The sequence below is a fragment of the Candidatus Mesenet endosymbiont of Phosphuga atrata genome (genome assembly GCF_964020175.1).
Classification (GTDB): Bacteria; Pseudomonadota; Alphaproteobacteria; order Rickettsiales; family Anaplasmataceae; genus Mesenet.
Window position 1 is genome coordinate 1,285,658 of sequence record NZ_OZ026541.1, and the last position, 24,708, is coordinate 1,310,365.

Below are 24,708 nucleotides of genomic sequence, written 5' to 3' on the forward strand. Positions count from 1 at the left end.
GCAAGTTGTTTTTATTTTATATTAATTTTATTAAAGAAGTAATTTAAAAATTGATTATTTTAATAAAACAAGATATAATAAACGTAAAAGGCGGATATATGCAAAAAGAACAAAAAACTAAAGCAATAGAAATTTTGAGTAAACACTTAATGGATAACGTTATAATCCATTCAGATGATGAATTTATAGAAGCTTCTGGTCCTAGAACGAAATCAGCTAAAACTGTAACTTATAGTGATAATACAAATAATGACTCTCATTTTATAATAAAATATGAAGGTTTAAAAAGTACAATTACAGAAGTTATGCAGGCAGTTTATATAAAGCATTACTTTACAATAGATCTCCTAATTTTACTCTAGTGGAAGAATTCGATGGTAGTAATGAGCTGAAGCTAAAATCGAAACTTTTAAATAATTTTGTTACATTAGATGAGTTTGTAAGCAATGTAAGGCAAGAAAGGTTTATGGATTTAGTGTATGAAAAATTTGCTAGCGAGGATGGGAAAAAAGAATTAATAAAGCACTCAACTTATTACTTTTACAATGTGGAGCAATTTAAAAAATCAATAGAGTCTTTTAAAGAAGAAGTAAAAAAACAAGAAGAGTTTTTTGATATTATAACCAAACAATTAAGTGGCATAGAAAAGAACATTCTTTTAAAAGATCTACCAATTTTTGGTGACATACTAATTCAAATGTTTGAAAAATTTAAAGATAGAAAGGAGTTGATAGGTAAGCTATTCTATTCTCCAGAAATAACTTTTAGTGCGAAATATAAGTATGATATGTTATTAAGTAAACTAAATAAGTTATATAATGAACAGAATGAAACATTAGTAAAGATGATGGGGCCAATAATAAAAACTATGGTTAAATCTGAGACATCATTTAAAAATATCACTAAGAGGCTTGATGAAAAGGAATTAAGCAAGGAACTTATTGCTGAAATAATAGAAGAGATTCAAAGTAGAAAGTATGTAGAAAAACAATTAGTAAACTATGTAAGTCAAACAGTTAACAGAGAGGTACAAGGGATAGAAAAATTAATTACTGCTATGCTGTTATTAGGATATAAGGATATATCTGGTACTAACATGGGCATTATGAAACTAATATATAACAATAGGGATGGTGATGAAATAACAGAGAATGTATATGCAAAAGTTGATATGAGTGATTCATTTCATAACTTGCAATATAAAGATCATTCTCGATACATAAACGATCTTAAACATATTATAAAATCAAGCTTGATGTATTGTAACGTAATACATGATATTGACTATGATAAATTAAAGGAGGAAATAGATAAAGCTTGCAATTTCTTTATTAACAATCCTCAGCACACTATATCATTGATACATAAAGCGTTATTTTATACAAAACCATTATTAAAAACTCAAGAAGAATTAAATTTAGTTGAAAATCTAGCAGAAAAAATAAAAATACAGGCAAAACTATTAAAAGAATTTGCAAGCAGTCAAGAATTTAAAATTTTGAAAGAAGATATAGTTGAATGTGATTATGATGATTACATTGAAAATAGAATATTCTATGCACTGGAAAGCAATGAAGAAATTTTTGGTAAACACCCTATAACCTATGCACTAGAGCGTCAAGAACAGATTCAAGATAAAGAACCTTTAGATTGGATAAAGGAAAATAGAAATCATATATCTGTAAAAGACTGGTTAACAGAGCATGTAATTGAAAATTTAGACGACTTTCAAACTCATAATGAACTTGTTCAAAAATTAAAAATCGCTAAAACAAAAAGCATAATAAAAAAAATTACAGATTCAGTAGAAGCTAATTTGGCTCAAAATTCAGAACATAGTAAAACAATTGAAAATCCTCGCATTAATTCCATTGAGAATGATATGCAAAAAACTAGATAAGATGAAATGTAAGTAAGCAGGCAGAAGAGATCATTGACTCATATTTTATATATTTTATACTTTAAGATTTAAAGTTTTAATGAAAGTAATACTCTTTTTACCTGCAATACTACTACTGCTTACAACCAGTATTTACCTTTCAATAAAACTAAAATGGATACAGATATTAAAATTACCTTTTGCAATATCGCTGCTGGGCAAAAGTAATAATGGAAGCAGCAGGTTATCATCTATTGCAGCATTGTTTATAGTATTTGGAGGAAACTTAGGCGTAGGCAATATTTCAGGCACAGCTGTAGCATTAAAGACAGGAGGACCAGGATTTGTGCTGTGGATGATCATAATAATTACAATCACCTCCATAATTAAATACGTTACCTGCTATTTTAGTTTGGAAAAAAGAATCAAACATAATGGAAAATATATAGGAGGGCCAATAACTTATGTTGGTGATGCACTAGGCAGCAATAAAGTTACAATTTTATTTCTCATAGCTATGATTTTAGCCTCTATAACTGTTGGTAATTTGGTGCAAGTTAATTCGTTGTCAATACCGCTCAGTCTCGTCAATGTTCCCACAGTTGTAGGCGGGCTTGTTATGATGATTGCCTTTCTTTTTTCTATCACAGTTGGTGCACGCAAAATTACGATTTTAATGTCAACTGTAGTGCCACTTATGACTATAAGCTACTTTTTCCTTGCTGTGGTAGTTTTATATAAATTTAGTTATAATATTTTACCATCAATAAAATTAATCTTTAGCAACTTTTTAGCGATCGAAAGTTTAAAATCTGGCTTAATTGGCAGTTTTATATTGGAGACTTTCAGTATCATTCAAGTAGGAACACTGCGCGGTATTTTTGCAACTGATATAGGATTGGGGCTTGAGGGAACTATACACTCATCGATAAAGAGCGATGGAGACTTCGAGCAATTTAAAATTAAGCAAAGCTTAATTGCAATTATATCACCGCTGCTTGTTGCAACGGTAGTTTTTATCACAACATTAGTACTTTTAGTCACAGATGCATGGATAGCTGATGCGGAAAGCACAAACATGTGTATATTAGCTTTTAAAGCTGCGATTAATTCAAATTACACAAATTACATTATAATCGCCATCATGTTTTGCTTTTCCTTTACAACTATTATCAATTGGTTTCTCTGTTCTAAGTCAACTATAAGCTATGTTTCTGCAGGAAATAAAAACTGCCTTAAGGTATGGGGCGTAATATTTGCTTTGGTTATACCTATAGGTTCAATATGCAGAGCTCAAGTTTTATGGGATGCAGCAGATATTACCATTGCCTTTATGATAATAATTAATACTGCAGCAATACTTATGATGTTTTTGAAATATAAGGAAAATATAATAGATAAATCTTATTATTTTTAATATTTGATATTAAGAGATTACATATTATACTTTTAATATAATAATTAATGGGGGATAAAATGTTAAATAATAATAGAGCAAAAATATCAGTAGTATCAAGTATATTAGGGTTTGCAGCAGCAGTAGCAGGGATTGCAATATTAGGAGTTGCACTATTTGATAGAAATCGTAGCATCAATAATGGGATCGTTATTGCAGCTGGAATAATTTTTGCTATTTCTAGCTTTTCTCAACTTTGCAGAGTGGGTTCTAAAATAAAAGATGCAGTTGTTAATGCTCATAAATCTAGTTACTTATCAATGTAATGATAAAAATATTCAACGTGTATATCTCTATAACTTAGGTATGATTTAAAATCCTTCTTATCTTGTAGAAGTAAGTTAATTAATGAAGGGATTATAATTATAAATGAACTTATAGTTAATCATTAGTAAAGCTACTCACCTACAGTAAGTTGCTTTTTTTACGCAGTTGATATAAAAGAATTTATATATTATACTGAAACTGACTATTTAGGGGGATAAGTGTCAGGTTGGGGGAAATTTGGAGTAGCATTATATTGCTCAACAACACTAGCTGCCACGGCAGTAGTAGGGTTTACTTTATTTATAGGAGCTACTCCATCTAAAATAAATTTGTTTGATAAAAACCTTGATGCTAGAAATTGGGTTTTTATTGCAGCAGCAGTTTCTTTAGCATATATAACACTCAGTGCATTCACTATGTTCTGCGTACTTACAACAACTAAAAAATCTGACTTAAAGTGTGTTAGCATTGATCCTGTTACGGACAATCTGCAACAAAAAAGTAAGACTGCTGATGATACTAATCCCCTATTACAACCTAATTCATCTATAAAATCTACTGTAAGCAGTCAACAATTAGATGATAAGAGTGTTACTCAAGATACTAAAAAAGCTATAGGTCAAATGAATCAAGAATGTCATAACATTGATATCCAACATATTCCATATGATTATCTTCGCTCTAGTTATTTTAATCCTATGCCATCACCACAGTTACAAGTTGATACTCCGAGTTCAGAACTTGTAGATAATTCATATTCAAATGGAGAAACATATACAAATTTATGGCCTAAACTGGGTTATGAAATGAATAGTAAATTAAAAGAGATGAAAGAACGTGATAAATTACTTAAATCTAATGAACCAAATAAAAAAATAACATTGGAACCATTTGATAAATTCACAAAAAGAACAGATGATTATATGAGAAATGGTATTAGGTACAACAATTTTATAACTTAAATATCATATCTTCCTGTATAATCTTTAAATACCCCTTCGCTTGAGCTAAAGTATAATTTTATGTTACCTATGGGGCCGTTTCGTTGTTTCGCAACGATGAGGTCTGCAATATTTCTAATTTTTTCCATTTTCTCTTGCCAATCCCTATGTTTGCTACTGCCTTCATCTGGTTGCTTTCTTAACTCATAATATTCTTCTCTATATAAGAACATTACTATGTCGGCATCTTGCTCTATACTTCCCGACTCACGCAAATCAGAAAGCTGTGGTTTTTTATCATCTCTTTGTTCTACCAAACGAGAAAGTTGTGACAGCGCAATAATTGGAATATTAAGTTCTTTGGCAATTGCTTTTAACCCTTGGGTAATTTCTGATATTTCTTGTACTCTGTTCTCACTACTTCTTTTTGTGGTTCCTCTTAGCAGTTGCAAATAATCTATAAATACTACCCGTAAGTTATATAATTGATATAAAAGCCTTATTTTTGTGCGCAGAGTGCTGATAGACAGTGCTGGAGTATCATCTATTATTAGCGGAAGATCCGATAGTTTACTACTGGTAGTTAAAAATTTACGTAGCTCAAAATCGCTAATCTTTCCTGTTAAAGCTTTATAATAACTTATTCCAGACTCTATGGTCATAAGCCTTGCAGTTAACTGTTCTGCCGACATTTCAAGTGAGAAAAAACCTACGTGTTGTTCTTCAGTGTTTTTTTGTAGAGCTTTGCAAGCATTTAGTGCCATATTAAGCGCAAATGCCGTTTTACCCATTGAGGGCCTTGCAGCCAGAATTAATAAATCAGACTTTTGCAAACCTCCCAAAAGTTGATTTAAATCATGAAATCCTGTCGTTATGCCAAGTAGCTCTGGGTTGTGTTTTACCAAATTTACTTTTTCTATGACCTCTGCTATTGAGCTAGATAATTTTGCATAAGTTCTTTCAGCTTGTCCTGTAATTGCTAGGCTAAATAGCTTTGTCATGGCTTGCTCTATTTGTATTTGTGCAGGGCTTTCAATATCATAGCTATAGCTATCATTTATAATACCTTGCCCAATTTCAATTAAGCATCTTCTTAGGTAAGTATCCCATATAATTTTTGCAATACTGTGAATGTCAAGCGCTATACTTGCTTTAGCTACAAGCCTTGCCAAATACTGCACTCCTCCACATTCAACAAATCCTGAGTCTTCTTTAAGAAACATCTCCAAACTCATCTCATTTGCAACAATACTACGTTTTCTGACTTTAATGATCTGCTCAAAAATACGCTGATGCAGTGGCTCATATAACGCTTCTGCCTTGATTATGTCTTCCACAGCATCACAAATTCCGTTATTGCGTATCATTGCGCCAATTAATATCTGCTCTGCTTCTATATTACGTGGCAGTTTGCATATTTCTTTTTCTAGATTCGAAGTTTGTAATAAATGGTTAATCTCTGTCATTAACAATAATTCGTTAATATTTCATTCTACAGTATAATTTTTAAGATTGGAGGAAAAATCATAATTATTTAATTTAAAAAAGTGATGTTATATACCAGTATTACTGTAAACCCATAAGGGCCGTATCATTGAAAATATGCATTTTCAAATTTAAATAAATATTATATTTATTCACCACATTTTTTCTCAGGAATAATTATATAATTAATATAATCCACTATGTTGTTATCATTAAAGGTAATTTGCAAAGACTTACTGCTGCATTTTCTTTTCTGAAAAAAACGATATTGCTTTATTTTACTTGATACATAATACCAGATTTTATCATCATGCTTTGATGAAAAAGTGGGGCTACCAAGCAAATCTGCTACTGCTTCCTTACTATCTCCCAACTTTATTCTATCCCGCAATTCCATGTCCAAAGAAGAATAGCCGTGTTCATAAATAACTGGCTTAAAACCGAGCAGTAAAATCAAACATAATATAGAGAAAACACGCATATTGAGAGATTATTAAAGTATAGTATCATTGCTACTATTGTGTATTTATATTATTAAATTTGTCAAATTTTTATAACTAAATAGAATGCCAGACTGATAAGTATATACAGTCAATTTAATATTAGCAGCATCTTCTATAAAACATAGATAAAATTACCTGCCTTTTTCTTTACTATTTCCTAGTTGTTCTAGTGACACACTTTCTCACTTACTACTTCTATAGCTAACACAGATAAGCTTTCTCCGATTTTTGAAAAATAAAATTAACAGCAACATTAATATCTGGCAAGAAAATTGGTAGCATTTTTCTCACAGCATGTTTAATTGCAAACCAAAAATGCTCAATTGGATTCAAATCCGGTGAATATGGCGGCAAAAACAACACCCTACATTTTCAATCAGTTTTCTAATTTTTACGGACTTATAAAAGCTTGCATTATCAAGGATTGTCCAGTTTTCAATTCAGGAACTAGTATATTTTTAATATAAACCTCAAAAAGTTCACTGTTGCAATATCCCTCAAATGCACATGGCGTGCCAACTTTTCCATGATTTAAAGCTCCAATAATACTGATCCTTTTCTTCTTAAATGCAGGTTTTTCAGTAAACAATCTCTTACCTTTTGGATATGTATAAAATTCGTTGTCATCAATTCATCTATAAATACCATTCGTTTATTTTAGCTACTTTTGCTTTGAATTCTTTACTTTATTTGATAAAGAAAGGTTTTTTTATATGTATAGCCAGCTTTTTTTAGATAATTATATGCTGTCTCTTTGCACATATTGCCAAATCTTTCAATTACTTATATCAGCCTTGATTATCTTGCAAAAATTTGAAAAAGCTATCCATGTCTTTAATCTTGCTCCTATGACCTATTTGGTAGCTATAGGCTAGCTTTATACTTCCAGTTTCTTCTCTTCTTTTTCTCCACCAATACAGTGTTTTTCTGTCAATACTGAACATCCCATTCATAGCTTTCATTGTCATTTTTTCTCGTCTACCACTTTTAAAACACGCTCACGCAAATCTTCATCTTGGCATTTTTAATCTATGCTTTTTATTCAATATGCCTCTATTATCATAAAATCCAATCTAGGGCAAGCTTATTTTAGTTAGCTATAAATAAATATTTGAAACAGCAAGTGCAGATCAATTGTATTTGACTGGAGCATTAGTTATAAATATTATTTTTCAATATAGAAAAACGTATGTCAGAATCTATATCTATTTCTTCTGATCATAATGGTGTAAGTTTAAAGTCAGTAATCAAGTTATACCTGGAAAATCTGGGTCATAAAGTTTATGATTTTGGTTGCTACTCTAAAACAGAGTCAGTTGATTATCCAGATTATGCTGATGCTGTTGTTAGCAGCATAATAAATGGTGAATCAATATATGGCATATTAATTTGTAATACTGGAATAGGAATGAGTATTATAGCTAATAGGCATCGAAAAATAAGGGCTGCTTTATGTCATGACGTTGAGACCGCACGACTAGCACGCGAACATAATGATGCAAATATTCTTTGTCTTGGTGCTAAATATATAGCTAATAAAATGGCAAAAAAAATTATAGAACAATTTTTGATTACAGAATTTGCAGGAGGTAGGCATATGCTACGTATTAACAAGCTTACTGAATGGGAATATGAAAACTATTAACTATCAAGAAATATCAAAATTTTCTCAATATGCGGATCAATGGTGGGATGAAGATGGGAAATTTAAACCCTTACATATAATCAACCCTGTGCGTGTTTCGTATATTACTAAGCAAATAAAAGCAAAAGTAAACAAAGATTTAAGCTCAATGTCGGTACTAGATATAGGTTGTGGTGGTGGTATTTTATCAGAATCAATAGCTCGCATTGGGGCAAAAGTTTTAGGAATAGATGTATGTGAAGAAAACATCCTTGCTGCACAGCTGCATGCTAAAAAGGTAGGGCTAGCACAAATAGAATATAAATGTACAAGCATTGAAGAATTAGAGAAAAAAAATAAATATGATGTGATATTATGTATGGAAGTAATAGAGCATGTAGATAACCTTGCTTTTTTTATGGAAAAATCTGTCCATCTATTGAAGCCTGGAGGCCTAATCTTTATATCAACTCTAAATAGAACTATAAAATCATTTGTATTTGCTATAATTGGAGCAGAATATATATTGAAATGGTTGCCAAAAGGTACTCATAGTTGGAATAAATTTGTTAAGCCATCAGAGGTTGCAAAGTATTTACGTGAGAATAGTATAACTGTAGAAGATGTGAAAGGAATAAAATATAATATAGTCAATAATCAGTGGCAATTAACGGATAATCTTTCTGTCAATTATATATTGACTGGAGTGAAAACAGCTTAAAAATTAAAATTTAATCATAAGATTTGTAGATTCTTAATTTTTAATTGTATATTAAACATACTAATGTTATTTAAGTGTATTATTATATGAGGGATCATAAATGAAATTTCATAGAACGCTATTATTAAGTTTATGTTTGCTTATTAATATAAGTATATCTGATGCTATAGCTAAAGATAAAATGGAAGTTGAAAAAATGAATGATGTTATATCAGAATCTGGGCAAAATCAGCAAATAGTTAATGATGTTGAAATTAATGAAGTGTCTAATAAATTAGAGCATTTTGTTAGATATTTTGTTGAAGAATTTGAAGAGAAGTTAACATTATACAGTTTAGAGCTAGATGGAAAGATTAAAAAAGCAGGAAAATCTGCAAAACTTACAAATGACGCTCTAGGAGGGTTGATTGGTTTTGCAGCTGGAAAAATTCCTATGGTTGGGGGCGTAGTAAAATCCGTATCAACTAATTTAATAGCAGATGAAATAAATAAAATAGGTGAAAATTACCATTTAGGAAAAGTAACTGAATTGTCAAAATTGGTAGACTTTTCCCAAGAAGGCTCTGCTGATTTTAGAAGAATGTTAGTAAACGCAGGATTTGATCTCTTTCAAAGTTTTGAGGCACAATTTATGATGGTTACCTCAAGGACCGAGTTACGTCAATTAGCGAAAGATGCTGTGGATAGAGCGATTAACTATATGAAGAACAAAAGTGAATTTGAAGAAAAGTTTATAACTCAAGGTGTTATTTTAGGTAAGTCTAAAAAACAAAAAATAAAAGATAAAATTCCTTATCTTGATTCAGGGTTTAATATAAAATTCCACATAGATTATAATGGTACTATGTATACACAGAGATGTAATACAAGTGCATTATACGAAACAGTTGGAATAGTTTTATCGGAAGGTGGGAAGAATATTTTTTACTCTCATAAAGATGAATCTGATGATCCAAATAGTGGAAGTTTTCATTACGGTTATCGTCGTCTTCTCATATCAGAAAACTGGAATGAACTGAAAGAGCAGTATCAGCGTGATATTGATGGCAAAGCTGAACGTAATAAGATATTTTCAGACTATAAGTATATCTTAAGTCCTCAAAATATGGAAGAAAAGTCAAAAATTATATTAGCAGAAATTAATTTAAAGGATAAAGGTTTAATTGAAGAGAGAATAGCAGAAAGATCAGAAGATATTAGAAGTGATATTCTAGAACAAATAGAAAATTTAAAGCAAATGAACATTGCACAGATGGAGTCATTTTTACACCTTATAAAAATAGAAGATGGTTTAAGAGAAGCACATTTAAAAGAGATTGATCAACATCTTGAAAAAGCTAAACGAGAATATAAAGAAATAATTGGTGAAAATTATAAGGCTATTCAAACACAAATGACTAGAATAGAAATGGTACTTGATAAGCTTTTAAATAGTATTAAGGGCTAACTGTGTATGTTTGCTATTAGGGGGCAGCTGAAATGGCTGCCAATTGGCACTCATTGCTGGAGTAAGTTTATCCTAACCAGCAGAAGTTATAAGGTATCTACGTGAAAATAATGTAGCATTAAAAGATATGAAAGGAATAAAATACAGCGTAACAAATAATCAGTAGCAATTGGTAGATGATATTTCCATTAACTATATATTAGTAGGGATGAAAGACTATTGATAAGATTAATTTTATTTATTCTTTATTCAACCACTATGGATTAGAAATCCATAGTGGTTGAATTTACTAAGAAAGATTTTAAATTATTTAAAAATGAGTAAAGCTCTCTGAGTTATTTTAGATTTTCATTTCTCGACCTTTTTATCACCAATCTGGAGAGAAGCGAGTGATAACATCAGAGAGAGGAAATAGCTTTGATCTGCGGATTCCCACCACAGGAAGCTACCAGCTGATGCTGGGAGCGCCATAGCTTTTGTGTTTAAAAGCTACAAAAACCTTATTTTAAGAAAAAATCCTAAAACGGCTAGGTTAGGTCACGGATAGATCTTATTCAGTATATTCACTATCAGTACTCTATCACCTAAGAATAGCCTCTACTACCTATCTCTCCAGATTGGTATCCCCATTATAAGCAATACCTGAAAATCTATAGAAGCAAAAAATTTACAAATATTTTTAATCCTTTTAAAATTCATTCTTACTTGAGTATATAAGGTGAGAGAACCCCCTACATCAAATTTTTATACAATGTGCTGAGATTGGTTTACAGATTCTGTACTAACTTCATTTAGTTGAGATGCTAATACTTTATCACTATCTTTAGTATCAACAACTTCGTGCTTTGAAAGCAACTCTACAATTTCTTTATGATTAATGCAGGCAGCATTGTGAAAAGCTCCTTCTACACAGCCAGCATCTATAGTGAATTCACTATACAAAAGGACTATTATTAAAAATAATAGATTTGTGAGAATAAAAGATATGACATTCGTTAGACTTAAGAAAAAAAGTAATAGAATTTATAAACTCTGGATATTCGAAAGCTGAAGCTTGTAGGGTTTTTAAAATTGGAAGAAGCACTATTTTCGAGTGGTTAAAGAAGCTAAGAAACTTGAGCGTAAAAAAGAGTAAACAAAGCAAAGATGAGCAAAGACGTCAAGAATTTATAAAATAAAATAGATAAAGAAAACATTATATATATTGACGAATGCGGGATAGATAAGGGACTTTATAGAGTTCTAAAGGAGAAAAAGTTATTGCAAAAATTTCAGGAAAACATCACTAGTATAATTGCTGGAAAAAGAGGTTCCGATGTTTTTTAGTGGGACAGCAACGTATTTGAAATATATATATAGAGAAGTTTTTATGCTTCGAAAAAACGAAGTTATAGTCTGTGATAATGCTTCATTTCACAAATCCGTAAAAACGAAAAATTTGATTAAAAATTCAAATTGATATTTTTGCCACCATATCCACCAGATCTGAATCCAATTGAGCATTTTTTTAAAGTCTAGAATTAGAAAACTGATGCACAAAACATAAATTTAGCTATCTATCGCGCTTTCCAATAGTCCTGATTTAAAGTGAATTTACTATATCAGTACAAGTGCCTTGTACAAGCAATTATACTGTGCTATAAAAAAGATAGAGCAAAATTGGACTATACCAAATTGGGCTTTTTGATATTTTCTTTCCTAATAGATTAAAAATTCAGTTGAGTTTTTGACACAGTTTGTTGAACACTCCCTGGCTTTCGAATTTTAGATGCATGAGTAAGGATTATGAACATTCTTCTACCACTTCTAAAACCAATATCTTCTTTAATATGACGACCGTTATGTTACGTAAACTAGCACATCCTTGAGTTTGCAGACACCTTCTAAAGCACAATTAAAACTTTATATCTATGGCGAAATATTAATACGTTCTTTTCTCTGGTGGAAAGTAATCAATCTCACTACTTAGGGTTTTTGTAGATACTTCTTTGTAATCAACTTTTATATTGTAATCATCATCAAGCCAAGCTAAGCTGTGTTTCATCCAATCTTTGTCATTGCGTTCTGGGAAATCTTCACGCGCATGAGCACCCCTACTTTCCTTGCGATTTGCTGCGCATTCCATGGTGATAACTGCTTGTGGTATCATATTGGCCAATTCTAATGCCTCAACTAAATCACTATTCCAAACCATGCTACGATCACTTATGGCTACATCAGACATAGCAGTTGCAACTTCCCTTATTTTCTTTTTGCCCTCCTCTAAAGACTCAGCTATGCGAAAAACCGACGCATATTCTTGCATAGTCTCTTGCATCTTGCTGCGAATGCTAGATGCGCGGGTTTTACCACTAGCAAAACGCATCTTATCAAATCTGTCTATAATCTGTTCTTCACTTTCTTTATTTAAGGGTTTATTTGCATTGCTGGATTTTAGTAATTCTTTTGCTCTCATTGCTGCACTGCGACCAAACACAACCAAATCAAGTAATGAATTAGAGCCGAGCCTGTTAGCACCATGCACTGAAACACACGCAGCTTCACCAATTGCAAATAAACCAGGTACAACTGTGGTTTTGCCTTTTCTTACTGTTAACACTTCACCATGATAATTGGTTGGAACTCCACCCATGTTATAATGTACTGTTGGAATAACTGGGATTGGATCACGTGTTACATCAACACCAGCAAAAGTTTTTGCAGTTTCACTGATCCCAGGCAGTCTAAGTTTTATCACTTCAGGATCAAGGTGTGCTATGGTTAAATATATATGATCCTTTTTTGGGCCAACTCCCCTACCTTCCCTTATCTCCATTGTCATAGCTCTGCTTACAACATCACGCGAAGCTAAATCTTTTGCCTTGGGAGCATAACGCTCCATAAACCTCTCGCCATTAGCGTTAATTAAGTATCCACCTTCTCCTCGGCATCCTTCAGTCATAAGGCAACCAGAACCATAAATACCAGTTGGGTGAAATTGTACAAACTCCATATCTTCAAGCGGTAGTTTTGCTCTAAGGGCCATACCATTGCCATCACCAGTGCAGGTGTGCGCACTAGTTGCAGAAAAATAAACCCGTCCGTAACCACCTGTTGCCAGCACTACAATATGGGCACGAAATCTATGAAGCGTGCCATCGCATAAAGACCAAGCAAGAACACCAAGGCATTTTCCATCCTCATCCATAAGCAGATCAATAGCAAAATATTCAACAAAAAACTCAGCTCCAAAGCGTAAAGATTGTTGATATAAGGTATGAAGAATTGCATGACCGGTTTTATCTGCAGCAGCGCAAGTACGAACTGCAGGTTTTCCCTTACCAAATTCAGTTGTCATGCCACCAAATGGCCTTTGGTATATTCTGCCGTCGTCTGTGCGTGAAAACGGCACTCCATAATGCTCAAGTTCAACTACTGCTTGCATGGCGTTTTTACACATATACTCTATAGAATCCTGATCACCAAGCCAATCTGATCCTTTCACTGTATCATACATATGCCAGCGCCAATCATCTTCTGACATGTTACCAAGTGCAGCGCTAATTCCACCTTGAGCAGCAACAGTATGACTACGTGTTGGAAATATCTTAGATATACAAGCAACTGAAAGACCTTCAGCAGTCATGCCTAAAGTTGCACGTAGCCCTGCACCACCAGCTCCAACAACTATTACATCATATTCATGTTCTGTGATTTTATATGCAGTGTTGTTCATAAATTTCTTAACTAAAAGAATATAATGTAGTTAACAATCAGCAAAAAATCAATTTTAAATCGGGAATATTGTCACTCACTTTTATCTCTTGATCCTGTAGTGGCAACTCCCACACCAGACAAATCATGGCTCGGTTCAGCACACCAATATGGCATAAGTCCCGCTATTAGTGCTCCAGGAATCAATAATGCCGTTAAAATTATGGCAAACGTTTGTGCAGACTGCTTAGGAGAAGAAAAATACAATGTAGCTGCTATGCCTAAGAAAGCTAATGTTGTTAATGCACCATAAAGAAGTGATTTTTTATTGAGAGTTAGTTCTGCTTTCATATTATTAACCTACTGTTATATATAAAAGTATATATATTTTTATGCTTAAAGTCAATTTTTTAACTTTAATGAGCGTTTATTTTAGGAAAATAATTGCATTAATTAATATTTCTCAATCAAAAAGAAACATTTTATTCTATTTCATTTTAAACTATATAATTAAATTACTTTAAGACCCCAAAACAAACATGACGGTTGCTAAAAGTATAAGCACGCAATGCAATTTCAAAACTATACTTAGCAAAATTGATACCATCGCATTCGTATCGATGTTTCTTATTACCATATTGTTACCATTCAATTTCAGTAGCCAAAATAAAGTCAGATTTTGGATAGCATTGTTCTGTCTTAAATTAATCAGTAATTTAGTATGGCTGAAGTTTTCAACAGATAGTTTAAGAGAATTAAAACACAAATGTTCGGAAGATATAAAAAAATTAAAGAAAGTACGTTATTCTATCGCCATCACATGTTACTCTGTTGATGCAATCAGGCAACTTGTAGGTTTGATTGATACCCTAGATATTGGCCTTAAGCTTATTGATTATGTAAATCCACTGAGTGGATATGTTATCGTCAGCTTTACAACGAAGTTTCTAAAGTTATTTATGTCTTCTTCCATAGAAAGATATTGTAAATGTAAAGATTATCAAAGTAGCAAAAGAGGAAAGAGAGAGAAATTCTTGCTTGCTATTTCATTTGCAATGCTATCTCTTACAATAGTTGACCTTATAGGTAAGGTAATCAATGTTACAGAAAAATATGGATACTTTATTATAGAGAATAAAATAATAGATTGCGGCAATAGCATTACATATACATTTAACTTCAGCAACACGATAAGATTGATATGTATGTTTATGATGATAGCTGGGTATACCCTACAATTAACTATTGAAAAGAAAAGCTCCACCCAAATTGAAAGTCCAGATGTAACTCCAGCAGAGCTACAAGTTGCTTTGTAGTTCAGCTCCTTTAGAATCTCTACAAGAAACAGTTGCCTGAGATAATCCATATCCTTCATTTAAAGTAATACTGTGAGACTCATCCTCTTTTGCTACACTGTTTTGAACTTGTAACTCATTAATAATTTCACCACATATCAAAACATCTTTAAATAAGAGTAAACGAACTAGGCTAAATATAAAATTTTTAAATCTTTTCCACATAAGAGCTATTATATTAAAATTTTAATAAAAATCAATCCCATATATTAATATACTAACTAATGATATAAATTTGGTTAATCTAAATTTAGCAGCAGCACTTAAAAATTTTGGCATTTACTACAATAAAAAGTACTCCTACCACTTTGCCGCACTGATAGAATAGTATTGTGGCAAATTATGCAAGGCTTGCCAGCTCTGCCATACACTTTAAAATGGTGTTGAAAATATCCAGGTGAACCTGAAGGCTTGGCATAATCTTTAAGTGTTGATCCGCCTGCATTTATTGCACAAGTTAGAGTATTTTTTACCGCTATTACAAGTTTATCACATTCTTCTTGACTTAAATCCTTGGCTAATTTAAATGGCGAAATTCCAGCAAGAAATAAGTTTTCAGCAGCGTATATGTTACCTATGCCAACTATTATCTTGCTGTTCATTAATATTGATTTAATACTTGCTGTTTTATCAGTTAGTACTTGCTTAAGCGTACTGCCGCTAAAACCATCGGTTAACGGTTCTATCCCTAAATGCTGAAAAAACTTCCCTTCCTCTTTAGAGTTTATCGCTACAACCAGACCAAATCTTCTAGGGTCATTATAAATTATACTACTGCTATCCTCTAAAAGAAATATAACGTGATCATGCTTGCTTATTGGCGTTTGTCTATCAAAGTATAATAATTTACCACTCATGCCAAGATGGATTATAACCAATGCAGAGTTACTCATTTCCCAAATTATATACTTCCCTCTACGCCTGATATTAGTTACTACACCACTCTTTATCATCTCATTGATGTTTTGCGTTATAGGCATACGTAAATTTGCTTGATTAACTTTAATATCAATTATTTTCTTTTTTAAAAGCTTAGCGTGCAGGAACCTACAAATTGTTTCAACTTCGGGCAACTCTGGCATATGTTGTTTTTTTCTTATTATATGTTTTAAAATAGGTATTTTTTACTACCAATCAATAGACCTCTTTCGAAACTCAAATAGAAAGTTCAAAATTGTAAATACCAGCGATTAAATTGAACCTCAGAGCAAAACGTTTACGTCTGTTTCTATATCTATCCGATTAAATCTTTTCAACAAGCCAATTATGTTTTCTACTATTACTCTTTCACTCATAAGTTCCTTTTCTTTTGTTCCCTATTCAATGGCTTCTTTTTCGTCTTTCTGTGAGGCAAATACGCGTTTTTATGCAGCTTCTGCATTCCTCTGTAGGCACTATCTGCCAGAACTTTAACGTCTGGTAATATATGTAGTTTTGATTCCTTAAACATCCTAAAATCATACCGTTCGAAAAAGATGTACATATAATCTTTTTGTTCTGTTTTCCTATAATTAACTGAGTTTTGAGTGTATGTTTTTTCTTCTTACCTGAATTCGTTGCTTTTTTTGGGTCTTTCTATAGGTGTTTCTGTACTATCTATTACTAAAACTTCATATTCCATATCATTTTTTAACAATTCTTTTCGATTCGGTAACACAAAATCTTGGTGCTTTATTATTCTACCCACTTTACCGTTTTATAAGCTGCACTCTCCCATAGCTTTGCGTAATATGAAAATATGTTCGATATTCACGGAGATATTCCAATACCATAAGCAGCATATCCTCTTCACTTAATTTATTTTTCCTACCACCTTTAGCCTTTTTTCTCTTATTTGCTTCTCTCTACTATTTTATCAAATGTTGACCTTTTTACTCCTTGCGAAATTTCTCATCCTCTAACTCTTTTACTATTTTATATTTTATCTCCATTTTGAAATCTCCTCTTTTCTTATTTTAGACTTCTTTCGAAAGAAGTCTAATGGATAAAAGATTTTATTTTTAAATAAAATATGTTAAAATAGTTAACAATTTAGATATATGTGAATGTTAAAATTTCTCAGTTCAATTTTAAATAGGATACTTTAGAAGGGTATTTGTTATGGTAATAATAGTACTGAGTATGAGAACATACATTTATCTAACACTTGATGGATGAATACGTGCGTGATAATAGCAACCTCACTAAAAGAGCTAAAACATCTAATGTAGATAATAATCCCAGTACTTCCTTTAATGCTGCAAAAGTAGAAGAAAGTAGTAAGAATTATGTAGTGAATAATTAGTAATGTAATTTTTAATTACATTACTTCACTAAATTTTTGTTGTATTTTGTATTATGCTCTTTTTGCTTCCTTCTGATTATATTGCGTTTTAAAGCTACAGCTAGGCGTTTTTTATTTTCCTCAGTCTTATTTCTTTTTGACTTTTCCATAACTACAAATAACCTAAAGTATTATAGCCGTTATAGCTCAGGTGGCAGAGCGCGTCATTGGTAATGACGAGGTCCCAAGTTCAACTCTTGGTAATGGCACAATAAAATCATATTTAGCACCACTATAAATTATGTTTTTTAAAATTGCAATAATTGGATTACCAAACGCTGGCAAATCAACCTTATTCAATAGGCTCATTGGTCGCAAATCAGCTATAGTAAGTAGTATCGCTGGTGTCACTAGAGATAGGCGTGAAGGCATGGGGAGAATTAGTGATCTCTCATTTAAGCTGGTTGATACAGGCGGTTGGGATGAAAAAATTACCTTCTCGCAACAAGTAATGGAACAATTAGAACTAGCAATTGATGAAGCCAATTTAACATTTTTCTTAATCGATGCTAGTTTGAGTGAGCAGAATAAAGAGCTCGCTAAATGGCTAAAAAAACGCACCAAAAAACCCATAATACTTATAGTAAATAAGTGTGAAAGTAAAAAATCTTGTGATGCCAATTATCTGCAGCATTTTGATTTCTTAGGTCCTGTATATATTTCCGCTGAGCATAACTTAGGTATGGCAGATTTATATGAAGTATTGAGCCCAATTATATCTCAGTTCTACAAAGAAAATAAACTAGAAAATAGCAGCAGTACTAATATTAGAATTGCAATTGTTGGTCGCCCAAACGTGGGTAAATCTACATTTTTAAATAGTATACTTGGCAGCAATAGAGTTATTACTGATGAAAAATCAGGAACAACACGTGATCCAATAGACACAATTTATGACCATAATGGTCGTTCAATTACTCTTATCGATACCGCAGGAATTCGTAAAAAAACACAAGTTATAGATGATTTAGAGGCCATTTCTGTAAAAAATAGCTTGGATATCATAAGGCGCTCACATATAGTGATTTTACTTTTAGATTCGGTATTTGGCATTGAACGCCAAGATCTTCACATAGGAGCGCAAGCGATGAATGAAGGTAGAGGGCTGATTATAGTTTTAAACAAGTGGGATTTAATTAATAGCAACGATCGCAAAGAATTACTTAAGTTCATAAAACAATATGAGCTTAGCCTCAGCGCTCCAATCATTACAACCTCGGCACTTAAAAATGTTCGCTGCACAGAAGTAATAGATAAATGCCTTAAGCTTTATACCTTCTTTGACCAAAGGATTAGTACTGCAATGCTCAATAGATGGTTTGCAGCTGCTATCCAAAAACACAGTCCTCCTTTAGCTAAAGGAAGATCGGTAAAATTAAAATATATAACTCAAATTAGCATAAGACCACCAGCCTTTGTTATAATGTGCAATACACCAGAAAACCTTGAAGAAAGCTACAAGCGTTACTTGCTCAATAACTTAAGAGAAACATTTTATATGGAAGGAATACCAATTAAACTAATTTTTAAAAAAAGCAAAAATCCTTACTCTAGTATAAAAAAGTAGTAACCTGTTGTAGTGCGAAATATAAAGTTTTTAAAGTAACAAATATGAGAAACTTATATAAAAATTTTATTGGATTAAAGGCGATTTTTGTGGAGGATTTAAAAAGTTGAGAAAGTTTTTGCTTCCATGAGTTTTAAGGTACTGATTTAGTACATGGGAATATAAACTCTAGATAATAGATTGGCTAGCTGTTATAGTCCCAACAAGTAATGGTGTAAGTTATTCCTTAGTAGAAAAGGAGATATTGTGGGACAGATATTACACACAAGACAACGTACGCTGTGCGAACAGAATTACAGCGCTTACAATCACGCAGTTAAGTAAACAATATAACCTGAATCCTAAAACGGTCTTAAAATGGAAACTTCTATAGAACTATAGGCCCTAATTATCTGAGAGAGAGGAATTACCGTCAAAAACTTTTAGATGATTGTTTTTTAAACAACTACCTTATCTTGCAGCATCGTTGCTTAAAAAGACATAATCTTTACCTAAAAAGAATATTAAGCCAAAACTTCAAAAAATACGATATTTTCATGTTGATATTTGTGAAGCGCGAACAAAAAGTTTATATTTATGTAGGAATATTGTAAATATCTGGGATTCTCGCACAGGCTGTTATTTTCTTGAAATTTGCTGTGCCTTATAAGATTCATAACTGTATTCAATTCTCCTATTCTTTGCTTAAAAAAGCTCCTAAAGACAAAATTCATGACTTCGATATAAGAAATTCAACATTGTTTGACTAGAGACCCCCTGAGAAAGTGAGGAAACAGGTATGAAAAGAGAGAGAAAGATATAAAATAGCAGTTTTGGCAGAAGTTATGAAAAAGTGGCAAATACATTTTCCGTCAACTAACAGGTCTACTAATAGCAGAATGCGAAAAAATAGTCGAAATAGTTAGTGGGAAAAAGTTAAAAAACAGGCGACGGAATCACATTAAAACGCTAGAAGACAAAATTTTATGTGTGTTAATATACTACCGAACGTATATAATGCATCCATTTTTGGGCTATTTGTTTAATTTACACAATTCAAATATTTGCTAAAAAAAATGGGTTAGCGAAAAAAATCAAGATCACAAAACCAGAAAAAATATTTTGGTAGATGTGACAGACACAGCAGCCAAAAGATAGCAAAAAGAGAAGGAATTGGAAAAAAGAAAACATAAAAACCGAAATGAAGAAAACGGACAAGGTTTCAAAATCTCATCGTGTTTAAGATACGAAAACAGTTCTGCCAGTAGATAGCATAAAATATGCTGATTCTAGGGTTGGCAAAAATTGCAGAAAGTATAAAAAATACCGTAAAAAACCCCGGAGCAAAAGGATCATAGCTTGCGTCGTTTAGGATGAGAGTGGAAAATAAGATTCAAAGATATTTAAAATTATGTCACATGTAATTTTCAGAAAATATGAGGTTTAATATTATTTCTGGAACTTGAAGCATGGTTTTTTTGCTTTGGCCTAACTCATACCTCGTTACTAGTATACCGTTTCTCAGGGGATCTACTGAAGTATATTATACTAAAGCTGAAGGCGAGCACCTAACTACATAAAGTAGTAAAGATAGGGTTGCTTAATACTTCGGAGGAGAAATTGCAATGCGTGACAAACCATATATTCATCAGAATTCCGAAATTATGTAGTAGAATATCAATTAGAGCATGGCCGTTGTCGAAAATGCGGAAAAAGAAGAAGTAGCAAATTACCAGAAGGTGTTACACTAGATAATTTGGTCCAAGAGTTAAATCAGTAGTTGCAGCGTTAATTACAAGAATTCAAAACATCATAAATGACATTTTCAATTTGAGTATAAGTGTTGGCAGCATATCAAACAGTGAACATAGAGTTGCATCAAAATGTGGAAAAACATATGAAAACAAGAAACAAGCAGAAGTGAAATATTGATGAAGCAAGCCATTATAATAAATTGGCTGGTGCTGGATATTTGCAAAGCAAGTTTTATAAAATTGGCAGAATCAAGAGGAATGAAAGTGTTAAAAAATAACGTATGCTACAGTCATACTAGCTTAGTGGTAACCGACAGGTATGCAGCATATAATTATTTTACTGATAAAAATAGGCAAGTCAGCAAGGGACTTTGAAAGATTAGCGCATAGTTGGAACATTGAAGTCAAAATTCTGGGCTGCTACTTAAAAAACGTAGTCACTGAATTATTTGCACTAATTTATTAAAAAGTGAAGTTTTAAGATTTACCAGACGTGCAAGGAAGTTGCGAAAACGTACAAGTTGAAGGAGATATCCTACTTACCTGAAGCAATTGGAGCTTCTCGAGTTACAAAAAATATTTTAAAATCTGAAAGGATGACCCAGAAAATATTCCACTGACAAATAACCACGCTGAACGGCAAATTCGTCATTATGTCGTTTATCGCAAAAATTCGTATTTTACACAATCGAGGCGGGGAAATACATTCCTTGAACGGGGGAGTGTTCAACAAACTGTGTCAAACCATATTTTAATTCAACTGAATTTTCAATCTATTAGGAAAGAAAATATCAAGTTGAGAGATAGTTAAAGCCCAATTTGGTATAGTCCAATTTTGCTCTACCTTTTTTATAGCACAATATACCTGCTTGTACAAAGCATTTGTACTGGTAAAAGAGCCCTTGGTTTTAGTGAATTTCCTGATTTGCCTATTTCAATTGGATTGGTAGTAGCCTCCTAACAGGATCTGAGTACTTAAAATAGCCAGTTTCCCAATTATTTTGCCATGATTTCACTACCATGGAAATTCCCATTTTTCTTCCAGCTCAAATTTTCAGCTATTTCTCTATTTGAAGCTTTTCTTCAAATCATTCATTTTGCTGGATACATATTTTAGTTTATCTGATGCATTATACACAATTGCACTTCTGCGTTGGGAAATACGTTGTTTATGGAAAGCTTTTTAGTCCATCTACACAGGCAACGATTCCACACTTTGAGATCATTTAATACACTAAGCCAGAACTCACTATCAGCCAGATAAAAGCCCAATACTTCTTTTCTGCCATTTTGATCTATACCTAGTATGTTATACATACATTTACTTACGCATCCTCTTTGACTTTAAAAAACATATGAATACTATTGGATATACAGATTGCAGTTACGCCATTCGTTGGTAGTAATTTGTCATTGATATTTCTGCTGCCGATATCTTGTGGTCATAAATTTCTTCAATATGCGATCTTTGTAACTCATACCGCTGGCAAACATACTAAGAATTTTTGCTTCAAGTTCAGGATGTCTGTCTTTTTTTTGTGGCTCAAAACTTCCATCCCTATCTCGAAAGCTCAAATGAGTCTGCATCTGTATATATAGTCTTTGAACTTTTGCCATTCCTATGATTATTTTCTTCATCTTCATTTGATAGGTATTTCACCTTCTAAACTAGCCTCTAGTAACTTTTTGATTAGCAGTTCCTCCTTTTCCAGTTAGTTTCTCGGATGGACGATAATATGTTGTTTTCTAACTCTTTATAGTCTACTAATCCACTGTTTTTATTCGATGTTTTTTCGTTCATTCCATGTTTTATATTAATATTTTTCTTGTTTGACACAGTTTGTTGAACACTCCCTTGAACGGATAATTTCGTTATACTTAACATGGAAACAAAGAGCTTTTCACAATCTCCTATCTATCGTTTCTTAAACCATTCTCCTGAACGGATACGATTGTATTGCAATGATATTATCTGCATTTAATGATTTCCAGCCTGATAAAAATGATATATTAATGTCATGTGTATAATAACATTATTTTTCCACAACTGTAAAAATGAATATCATCTATAAAGACACTACTTCTACCATTAGCTATTTTCCTTTTTGATAAGCTTTTAAGTACTTATCACTTACTTTAACATCACCACTTGTGTTTATTTCTATATATTCTCTTTTTTTTCATGAACAGCACAAATCTCTTTATCAAAGAAATATATTCTGATATTTTTTTTACAATTTTATTAAGATTTTTTCCTTTATCCTATTTACTATATTAATGTTATAAAGGAAAACCAAATTTTCGCACCAGTCTACGTGCTTAATACAAAATATCTCCCTCATTTGGCTTTACACTATCCACCTCATCAGCACTTCTCTACTAATATTGTATATTTTACTGTACTTTTTTGCAGACATGTAATCTCCTTCCCTCTTATTCCCTTCTTCATTACCATGCCGTTGAAGCAGAAGCTGAACATAAAATCCCTTTAAACCTTATCATTCTTACTATACTCACTTAAATCAAGTACCAATTTTTGTATGTAACGTTCATTTGCTTCTTTTATTATAAATTTTACTCCACTTTTATGCTTGACCACTTCATTGATCAGCGGTACCTTACCTGCAGTTGCAAAAACTAAACCACTAATTGTAACATAATCCTCATCTTCAGAGTTTTTAAGCTCTATATGCAACTTATCTTCAATTTCTTTGATTAAAGTTCTTGCTGATACTTCAAACTTGTTTTCTGCTATTTTAGTAAAAGAAAAACCAAGACTTTCATCATACTCATTCTTAGCCATACCTCCAATCATACTTTTTATAATACCAACCATAGATACTAAACCCTCAGTACAACCATACTCATCAAGAACAATCGCTAGATATCTTTGCGAAGATTGCATTTTTACAAATAAGTTCACTATCTTCATTGATGGTGGTACGTAGAACACACTGTGCATCACACTTTTTAAATTAATATTTCTATCATAGTTAAACAGTATATCTTTTACACGTATGAACCCAATTATATTATCAAGATTACTCTTATAGACCGGTACTTCTATATGGTTACTATTCTTTAACTTATCAATTGCATCATTTTTATCTATATCAATTGCATAGACTTCTGCACGTGGAGTCATTATATCCCTTACGCTGTTATTACAGATCTCTAGTACATTATTGGATATATTCAAGCTATATAGCAAATTATTTTTTATCACAAGTTCGGTTGCACATTTCCTAAAGGTAGAGCTATTTTTAAACAGCAATAAAAGTAACTTACGTTTTATCTTTTCTAAAGATGAGATCTTTTCCTGATCACGGGTCATTTCTAATTTCAATAGATCAAACCTTGTGTTTATATTCTATAACAAACCAATAATCCATAAAAACTTCTATTGTTAATAAAGTCTGTATAACCTGTGGATAAATCAAAAAAGAAAAAAATATTCATAATTTATCCACAGGTTATCAACAGGTTATTAAATAAGCAAAATTAAACATTAACTATAGTTATCCACAGCATAAGCAGTGATATTATTCACAACAATTACATGCGATATTCCATATGTTACAGATTTTATCCACAGTTTTATCCACAGCTTTATGAATAACTATTTTTACCAAAAAATAAAGAAAAATCAAAATTATCAACAACACAATATTTATAATATAGTATTATATTATATAATTTATTTAATTAAGTGTA

General features: G+C 32.0%; 24 protein-coding genes, 1 tRNA gene and 5 pseudogenes. 15 read left to right on the top strand and 15 right to left on the bottom strand.

Translation table 11 applies throughout. The annotated features are described in order from the left end of the window. Positions 1–98: 98 nt before the first annotated feature. From AACL09_RS06155 to AACL09_RS06175, 5 genes are all read left to right on the top strand, one after another. The gene (locus AACL09_RS06155; protein WP_339047800.1) at positions 99–362 is read left to right on the top strand and encodes a hypothetical protein; all 264 of its coding nucleotides are present in this window, start codon (positions 99–101) and stop codon (positions 360–362) included. Beyond that, a complete protein-coding gene (locus AACL09_RS06160) occupies positions 362–1,900 on the top strand; it encodes a hypothetical protein (protein ID WP_339047802.1) in 1,539 nt (512 codons plus the stop codon). The genes AACL09_RS06155 and AACL09_RS06160 overlap by 1 nt, the downstream gene beginning before the upstream one ends. A gap of 79 nt (positions 1,901–1,979) precedes the next feature. Further along, the gene (locus AACL09_RS06165) at positions 1,980–3,296 is read left to right on the top strand and encodes an alanine:cation symporter family protein (protein ID WP_339047804.1); all 1,317 of its coding nucleotides are present in this window, start codon (positions 1,980–1,982) and stop codon (positions 3,294–3,296) included. Positions 3,297–3,355: 59 nt separating this feature from the next. Beyond that, the gene (locus tag AACL09_RS06170) at positions 3,356–3,601 is read left to right on the top strand and encodes a hypothetical protein (RefSeq protein WP_339047806.1); all 246 of its coding nucleotides are present in this window, start codon (positions 3,356–3,358) and stop codon (positions 3,599–3,601) included. Positions 3,602–3,820: 219 nt separating this feature from the next. After that, positions 3,821–4,564 (top strand): hypothetical protein, encoded by a 744-nt coding sequence (locus tag AACL09_RS06175; protein WP_339047808.1) that lies wholly within the window; start codon positions 3,821–3,823, stop codon positions 4,562–4,564. Here the strand turns inward: AACL09_RS06175 and AACL09_RS06180 are convergent. The 5 genes from AACL09_RS06180 to AACL09_RS06190 form a co-directional block, all read right to left on the bottom strand. Next, positions 4,561–6,009, bottom strand: coding sequence for a replicative DNA helicase (locus tag AACL09_RS06180; RefSeq protein WP_339047810.1), 1,449 nt, complete (start codon positions 6,007–6,009; stop codon positions 4,561–4,563). The genes AACL09_RS06175 and AACL09_RS06180 overlap by 4 nt on opposite strands. 167 nt (positions 6,010–6,176) lie before the next feature. Then, the gene (gene bamE / locus AACL09_RS06185) at positions 6,177–6,401 is read right to left on the bottom strand and encodes an outer membrane protein assembly factor BamE (RefSeq protein ID WP_339047812.1); all 225 of its coding nucleotides are present in this window, start codon (positions 6,399–6,401) and stop codon (positions 6,177–6,179) included. A gap of 331 nt (positions 6,402–6,732) precedes the next feature. Further along, positions 6,733–6,894 carry a transposase gene (locus AACL09_RS06580; protein ID WP_410519803.1) on the bottom strand — a complete coding sequence of 54 codons (162 nt, stop codon included), beginning with the start codon at positions 6,892–6,894 and terminating at the stop codon, positions 6,733–6,735. 28 nt (positions 6,895–6,922) lie between these two features. Then, positions 6,923–7,120 (bottom strand): transposase, encoded by a 198-nt coding sequence (locus tag AACL09_RS06585; protein ID WP_410519804.1) that lies wholly within the window; start codon positions 7,118–7,120, stop codon positions 6,923–6,925. Between the two features lie 199 nt (positions 7,121–7,319). Next, complete coding sequence (locus AACL09_RS06190) at positions 7,320–7,499, bottom strand: hypothetical protein (protein WP_339047814.1); 180 nt, start codon at positions 7,497–7,499, stop codon at positions 7,320–7,322. A 221-nt stretch (positions 7,500–7,720) separates the two neighbouring features. On the opposite strand from AACL09_RS06190, the pseudogene ubiG reads away from it, so the two are divergent. Together ubiG and AACL09_RS06205 are read left to right on the top strand one after the other, a co-directional pair. Then, positions 7,721–8,876 (top strand): annotated as a pseudogene (ubiG, locus tag AACL09_RS06590) (bifunctional 2-polyprenyl-6-hydroxyphenol methylase/3-demethylubiquinol 3-O-methyltransferase UbiG). 100 nt (positions 8,877–8,976) lie between these two features. Further along, the gene (locus AACL09_RS06205) at positions 8,977–10,323 is read left to right on the top strand and encodes a hypothetical protein (RefSeq protein ID WP_339047820.1); all 1,347 of its coding nucleotides are present in this window, start codon (positions 8,977–8,979) and stop codon (positions 10,321–10,323) included. A 744-nt stretch (positions 10,324–11,067) separates the two neighbouring features. Here AACL09_RS06205 and AACL09_RS06210 read toward each other — a convergent pair. Further along, a complete protein-coding gene (locus tag AACL09_RS06210; protein WP_339047822.1) occupies positions 11,068–11,265 on the bottom strand; it encodes a hypothetical protein in 198 nt (65 codons plus the stop codon). A gap of 83 nt (positions 11,266–11,348) precedes the next feature. Between AACL09_RS06210 and AACL09_RS06595 the strand changes: the two genes are divergently transcribed. Continuing rightward, positions 11,349–11,501: an IS630 transposase-related protein gene (locus tag AACL09_RS06595; RefSeq protein ID WP_410519839.1), complete on the top strand. Its 153-nt coding sequence runs from the start codon at positions 11,349–11,351 to the stop codon at positions 11,499–11,501. Positions 11,502–11,920: 419 nt separating this feature from the next. Then, positions 11,921–12,053, top strand: a pseudogene (locus tag AACL09_RS06215) (IS256 family transposase); the annotation flags it as partial. A 191-nt stretch (positions 12,054–12,244) separates the two neighbouring features. Here AACL09_RS06215 and sdhA read toward each other — a convergent pair. After that, positions 12,245–14,038, bottom strand: a complete 1,794-nt coding sequence (gene sdhA, locus AACL09_RS06220) for a succinate dehydrogenase flavoprotein subunit (RefSeq protein WP_339047824.1) — start codon at positions 14,036–14,038, stop codon at positions 12,245–12,247. Positions 14,039–14,109: 71 nt separating this feature from the next. Next, the gene (locus AACL09_RS06225) at positions 14,110–14,367 is read right to left on the bottom strand and encodes a hypothetical protein (protein ID WP_339047826.1); all 258 of its coding nucleotides are present in this window, start codon (positions 14,365–14,367) and stop codon (positions 14,110–14,112) included. Between the two features lie 269 nt (positions 14,368–14,636). On the opposite strand from AACL09_RS06225, the gene AACL09_RS06230 reads away from it, so the two are divergent. Continuing rightward, positions 14,637–15,332, top strand: coding sequence for a hypothetical protein (locus AACL09_RS06230; RefSeq protein ID WP_339047828.1), 696 nt, complete (start codon positions 14,637–14,639; stop codon positions 15,330–15,332). On the opposite strand, the gene AACL09_RS06235 is transcribed toward AACL09_RS06230, so the two are convergent. From AACL09_RS06235 to AACL09_RS06245, 3 genes and pseudogenes are all read right to left on the bottom strand, one after another. Further along, entirely contained in the window at positions 15,315–15,536 is a 222-nt protein-coding gene (locus AACL09_RS06235; protein WP_339047830.1) for a hypothetical protein, read from the bottom strand. The two genes, AACL09_RS06230 and AACL09_RS06235, sit on opposite strands and share 18 nt — an antisense overlap. Positions 15,537–15,634: 98 nt before the next feature. Then, positions 15,635–16,453 carry a bifunctional DNA-formamidopyrimidine glycosylase/DNA-(apurinic or apyrimidinic site) lyase gene (mutM, locus tag AACL09_RS06240; protein WP_339047832.1) on the bottom strand — a complete coding sequence of 273 codons (819 nt, stop codon included), beginning with the start codon at positions 16,451–16,453 and terminating at the stop codon, positions 15,635–15,637. Positions 16,454–16,526: 73 nt separating this feature from the next. Beyond that, positions 16,527–17,296 (bottom strand): annotated as a pseudogene (locus AACL09_RS06245) (transposase family protein). A 224-nt stretch (positions 17,297–17,520) separates the two neighbouring features. On the opposite strand from AACL09_RS06245, the gene AACL09_RS06250 reads away from it, so the two are divergent. Next, positions 17,521–17,655, top strand: a complete 135-nt coding sequence (locus tag AACL09_RS06250) for a hypothetical protein (protein WP_339047834.1) — start codon at positions 17,521–17,523, stop codon at positions 17,653–17,655. Positions 17,656–17,675: 20 nt separating this feature from the next. Here the strand turns inward: AACL09_RS06250 and AACL09_RS06255 are convergent, their stop codons facing one another. Then, positions 17,676–17,804: a hypothetical protein gene (locus tag AACL09_RS06255; RefSeq protein ID WP_339047836.1), complete on the bottom strand. Its 129-nt coding sequence runs from the start codon at positions 17,802–17,804 to the stop codon at positions 17,676–17,678. A 26-nt stretch (positions 17,805–17,830) separates the two neighbouring features. On the opposite strand from AACL09_RS06255, the gene AACL09_RS06260 reads away from it, so the two are divergent. The 4 genes and pseudogenes from AACL09_RS06260 to AACL09_RS06600 all read left to right on the top strand — a co-directional run. Next, positions 17,831–17,903, top strand: a tRNA-Thr gene (locus AACL09_RS06260). Between the two features lie 32 nt (positions 17,904–17,935). Further along, positions 17,936–19,261, top strand: a complete 1,326-nt coding sequence (der, locus tag AACL09_RS06265) for a ribosome biogenesis GTPase Der (protein ID WP_339047838.1) — start codon at positions 17,936–17,938, stop codon at positions 19,259–19,261. 912 nt (positions 19,262–20,173) lie between these two features. Then, a pseudogene (locus AACL09_RS06270) lies at positions 20,174–20,308 on the top strand (transposase family protein); the annotation flags it as partial. 542 nt (positions 20,309–20,850) lie between these two features. Then, positions 20,851–21,712, top strand: a pseudogene (locus AACL09_RS06600) (IS66 family transposase); the annotation flags it as partial. Between the two features lie 395 nt (positions 21,713–22,107). Here the strand turns inward: AACL09_RS06600 and AACL09_RS06605 are convergent. From AACL09_RS06605 to AACL09_RS06285, 3 genes are all read right to left on the bottom strand, one after another. After that, a complete protein-coding gene (locus AACL09_RS06605; protein WP_410519794.1) occupies positions 22,108–22,311 on the bottom strand; it encodes a transposase in 204 nt (67 codons plus the stop codon). 93 nt (positions 22,312–22,404) lie between these two features. Further along, positions 22,405–22,638: a hypothetical protein gene (locus AACL09_RS06610; RefSeq protein ID WP_410519796.1), complete on the bottom strand. Its 234-nt coding sequence runs from the start codon at positions 22,636–22,638 to the stop codon at positions 22,405–22,407. 844 nt (positions 22,639–23,482) lie between these two features. Continuing rightward, positions 23,483–24,328, bottom strand: a complete 846-nt coding sequence (locus AACL09_RS06285) for a transporter associated domain-containing protein (protein ID WP_339047840.1) — start codon at positions 24,326–24,328, stop codon at positions 23,483–23,485. Positions 24,329–24,708: the final 380 nt, after the last annotated feature.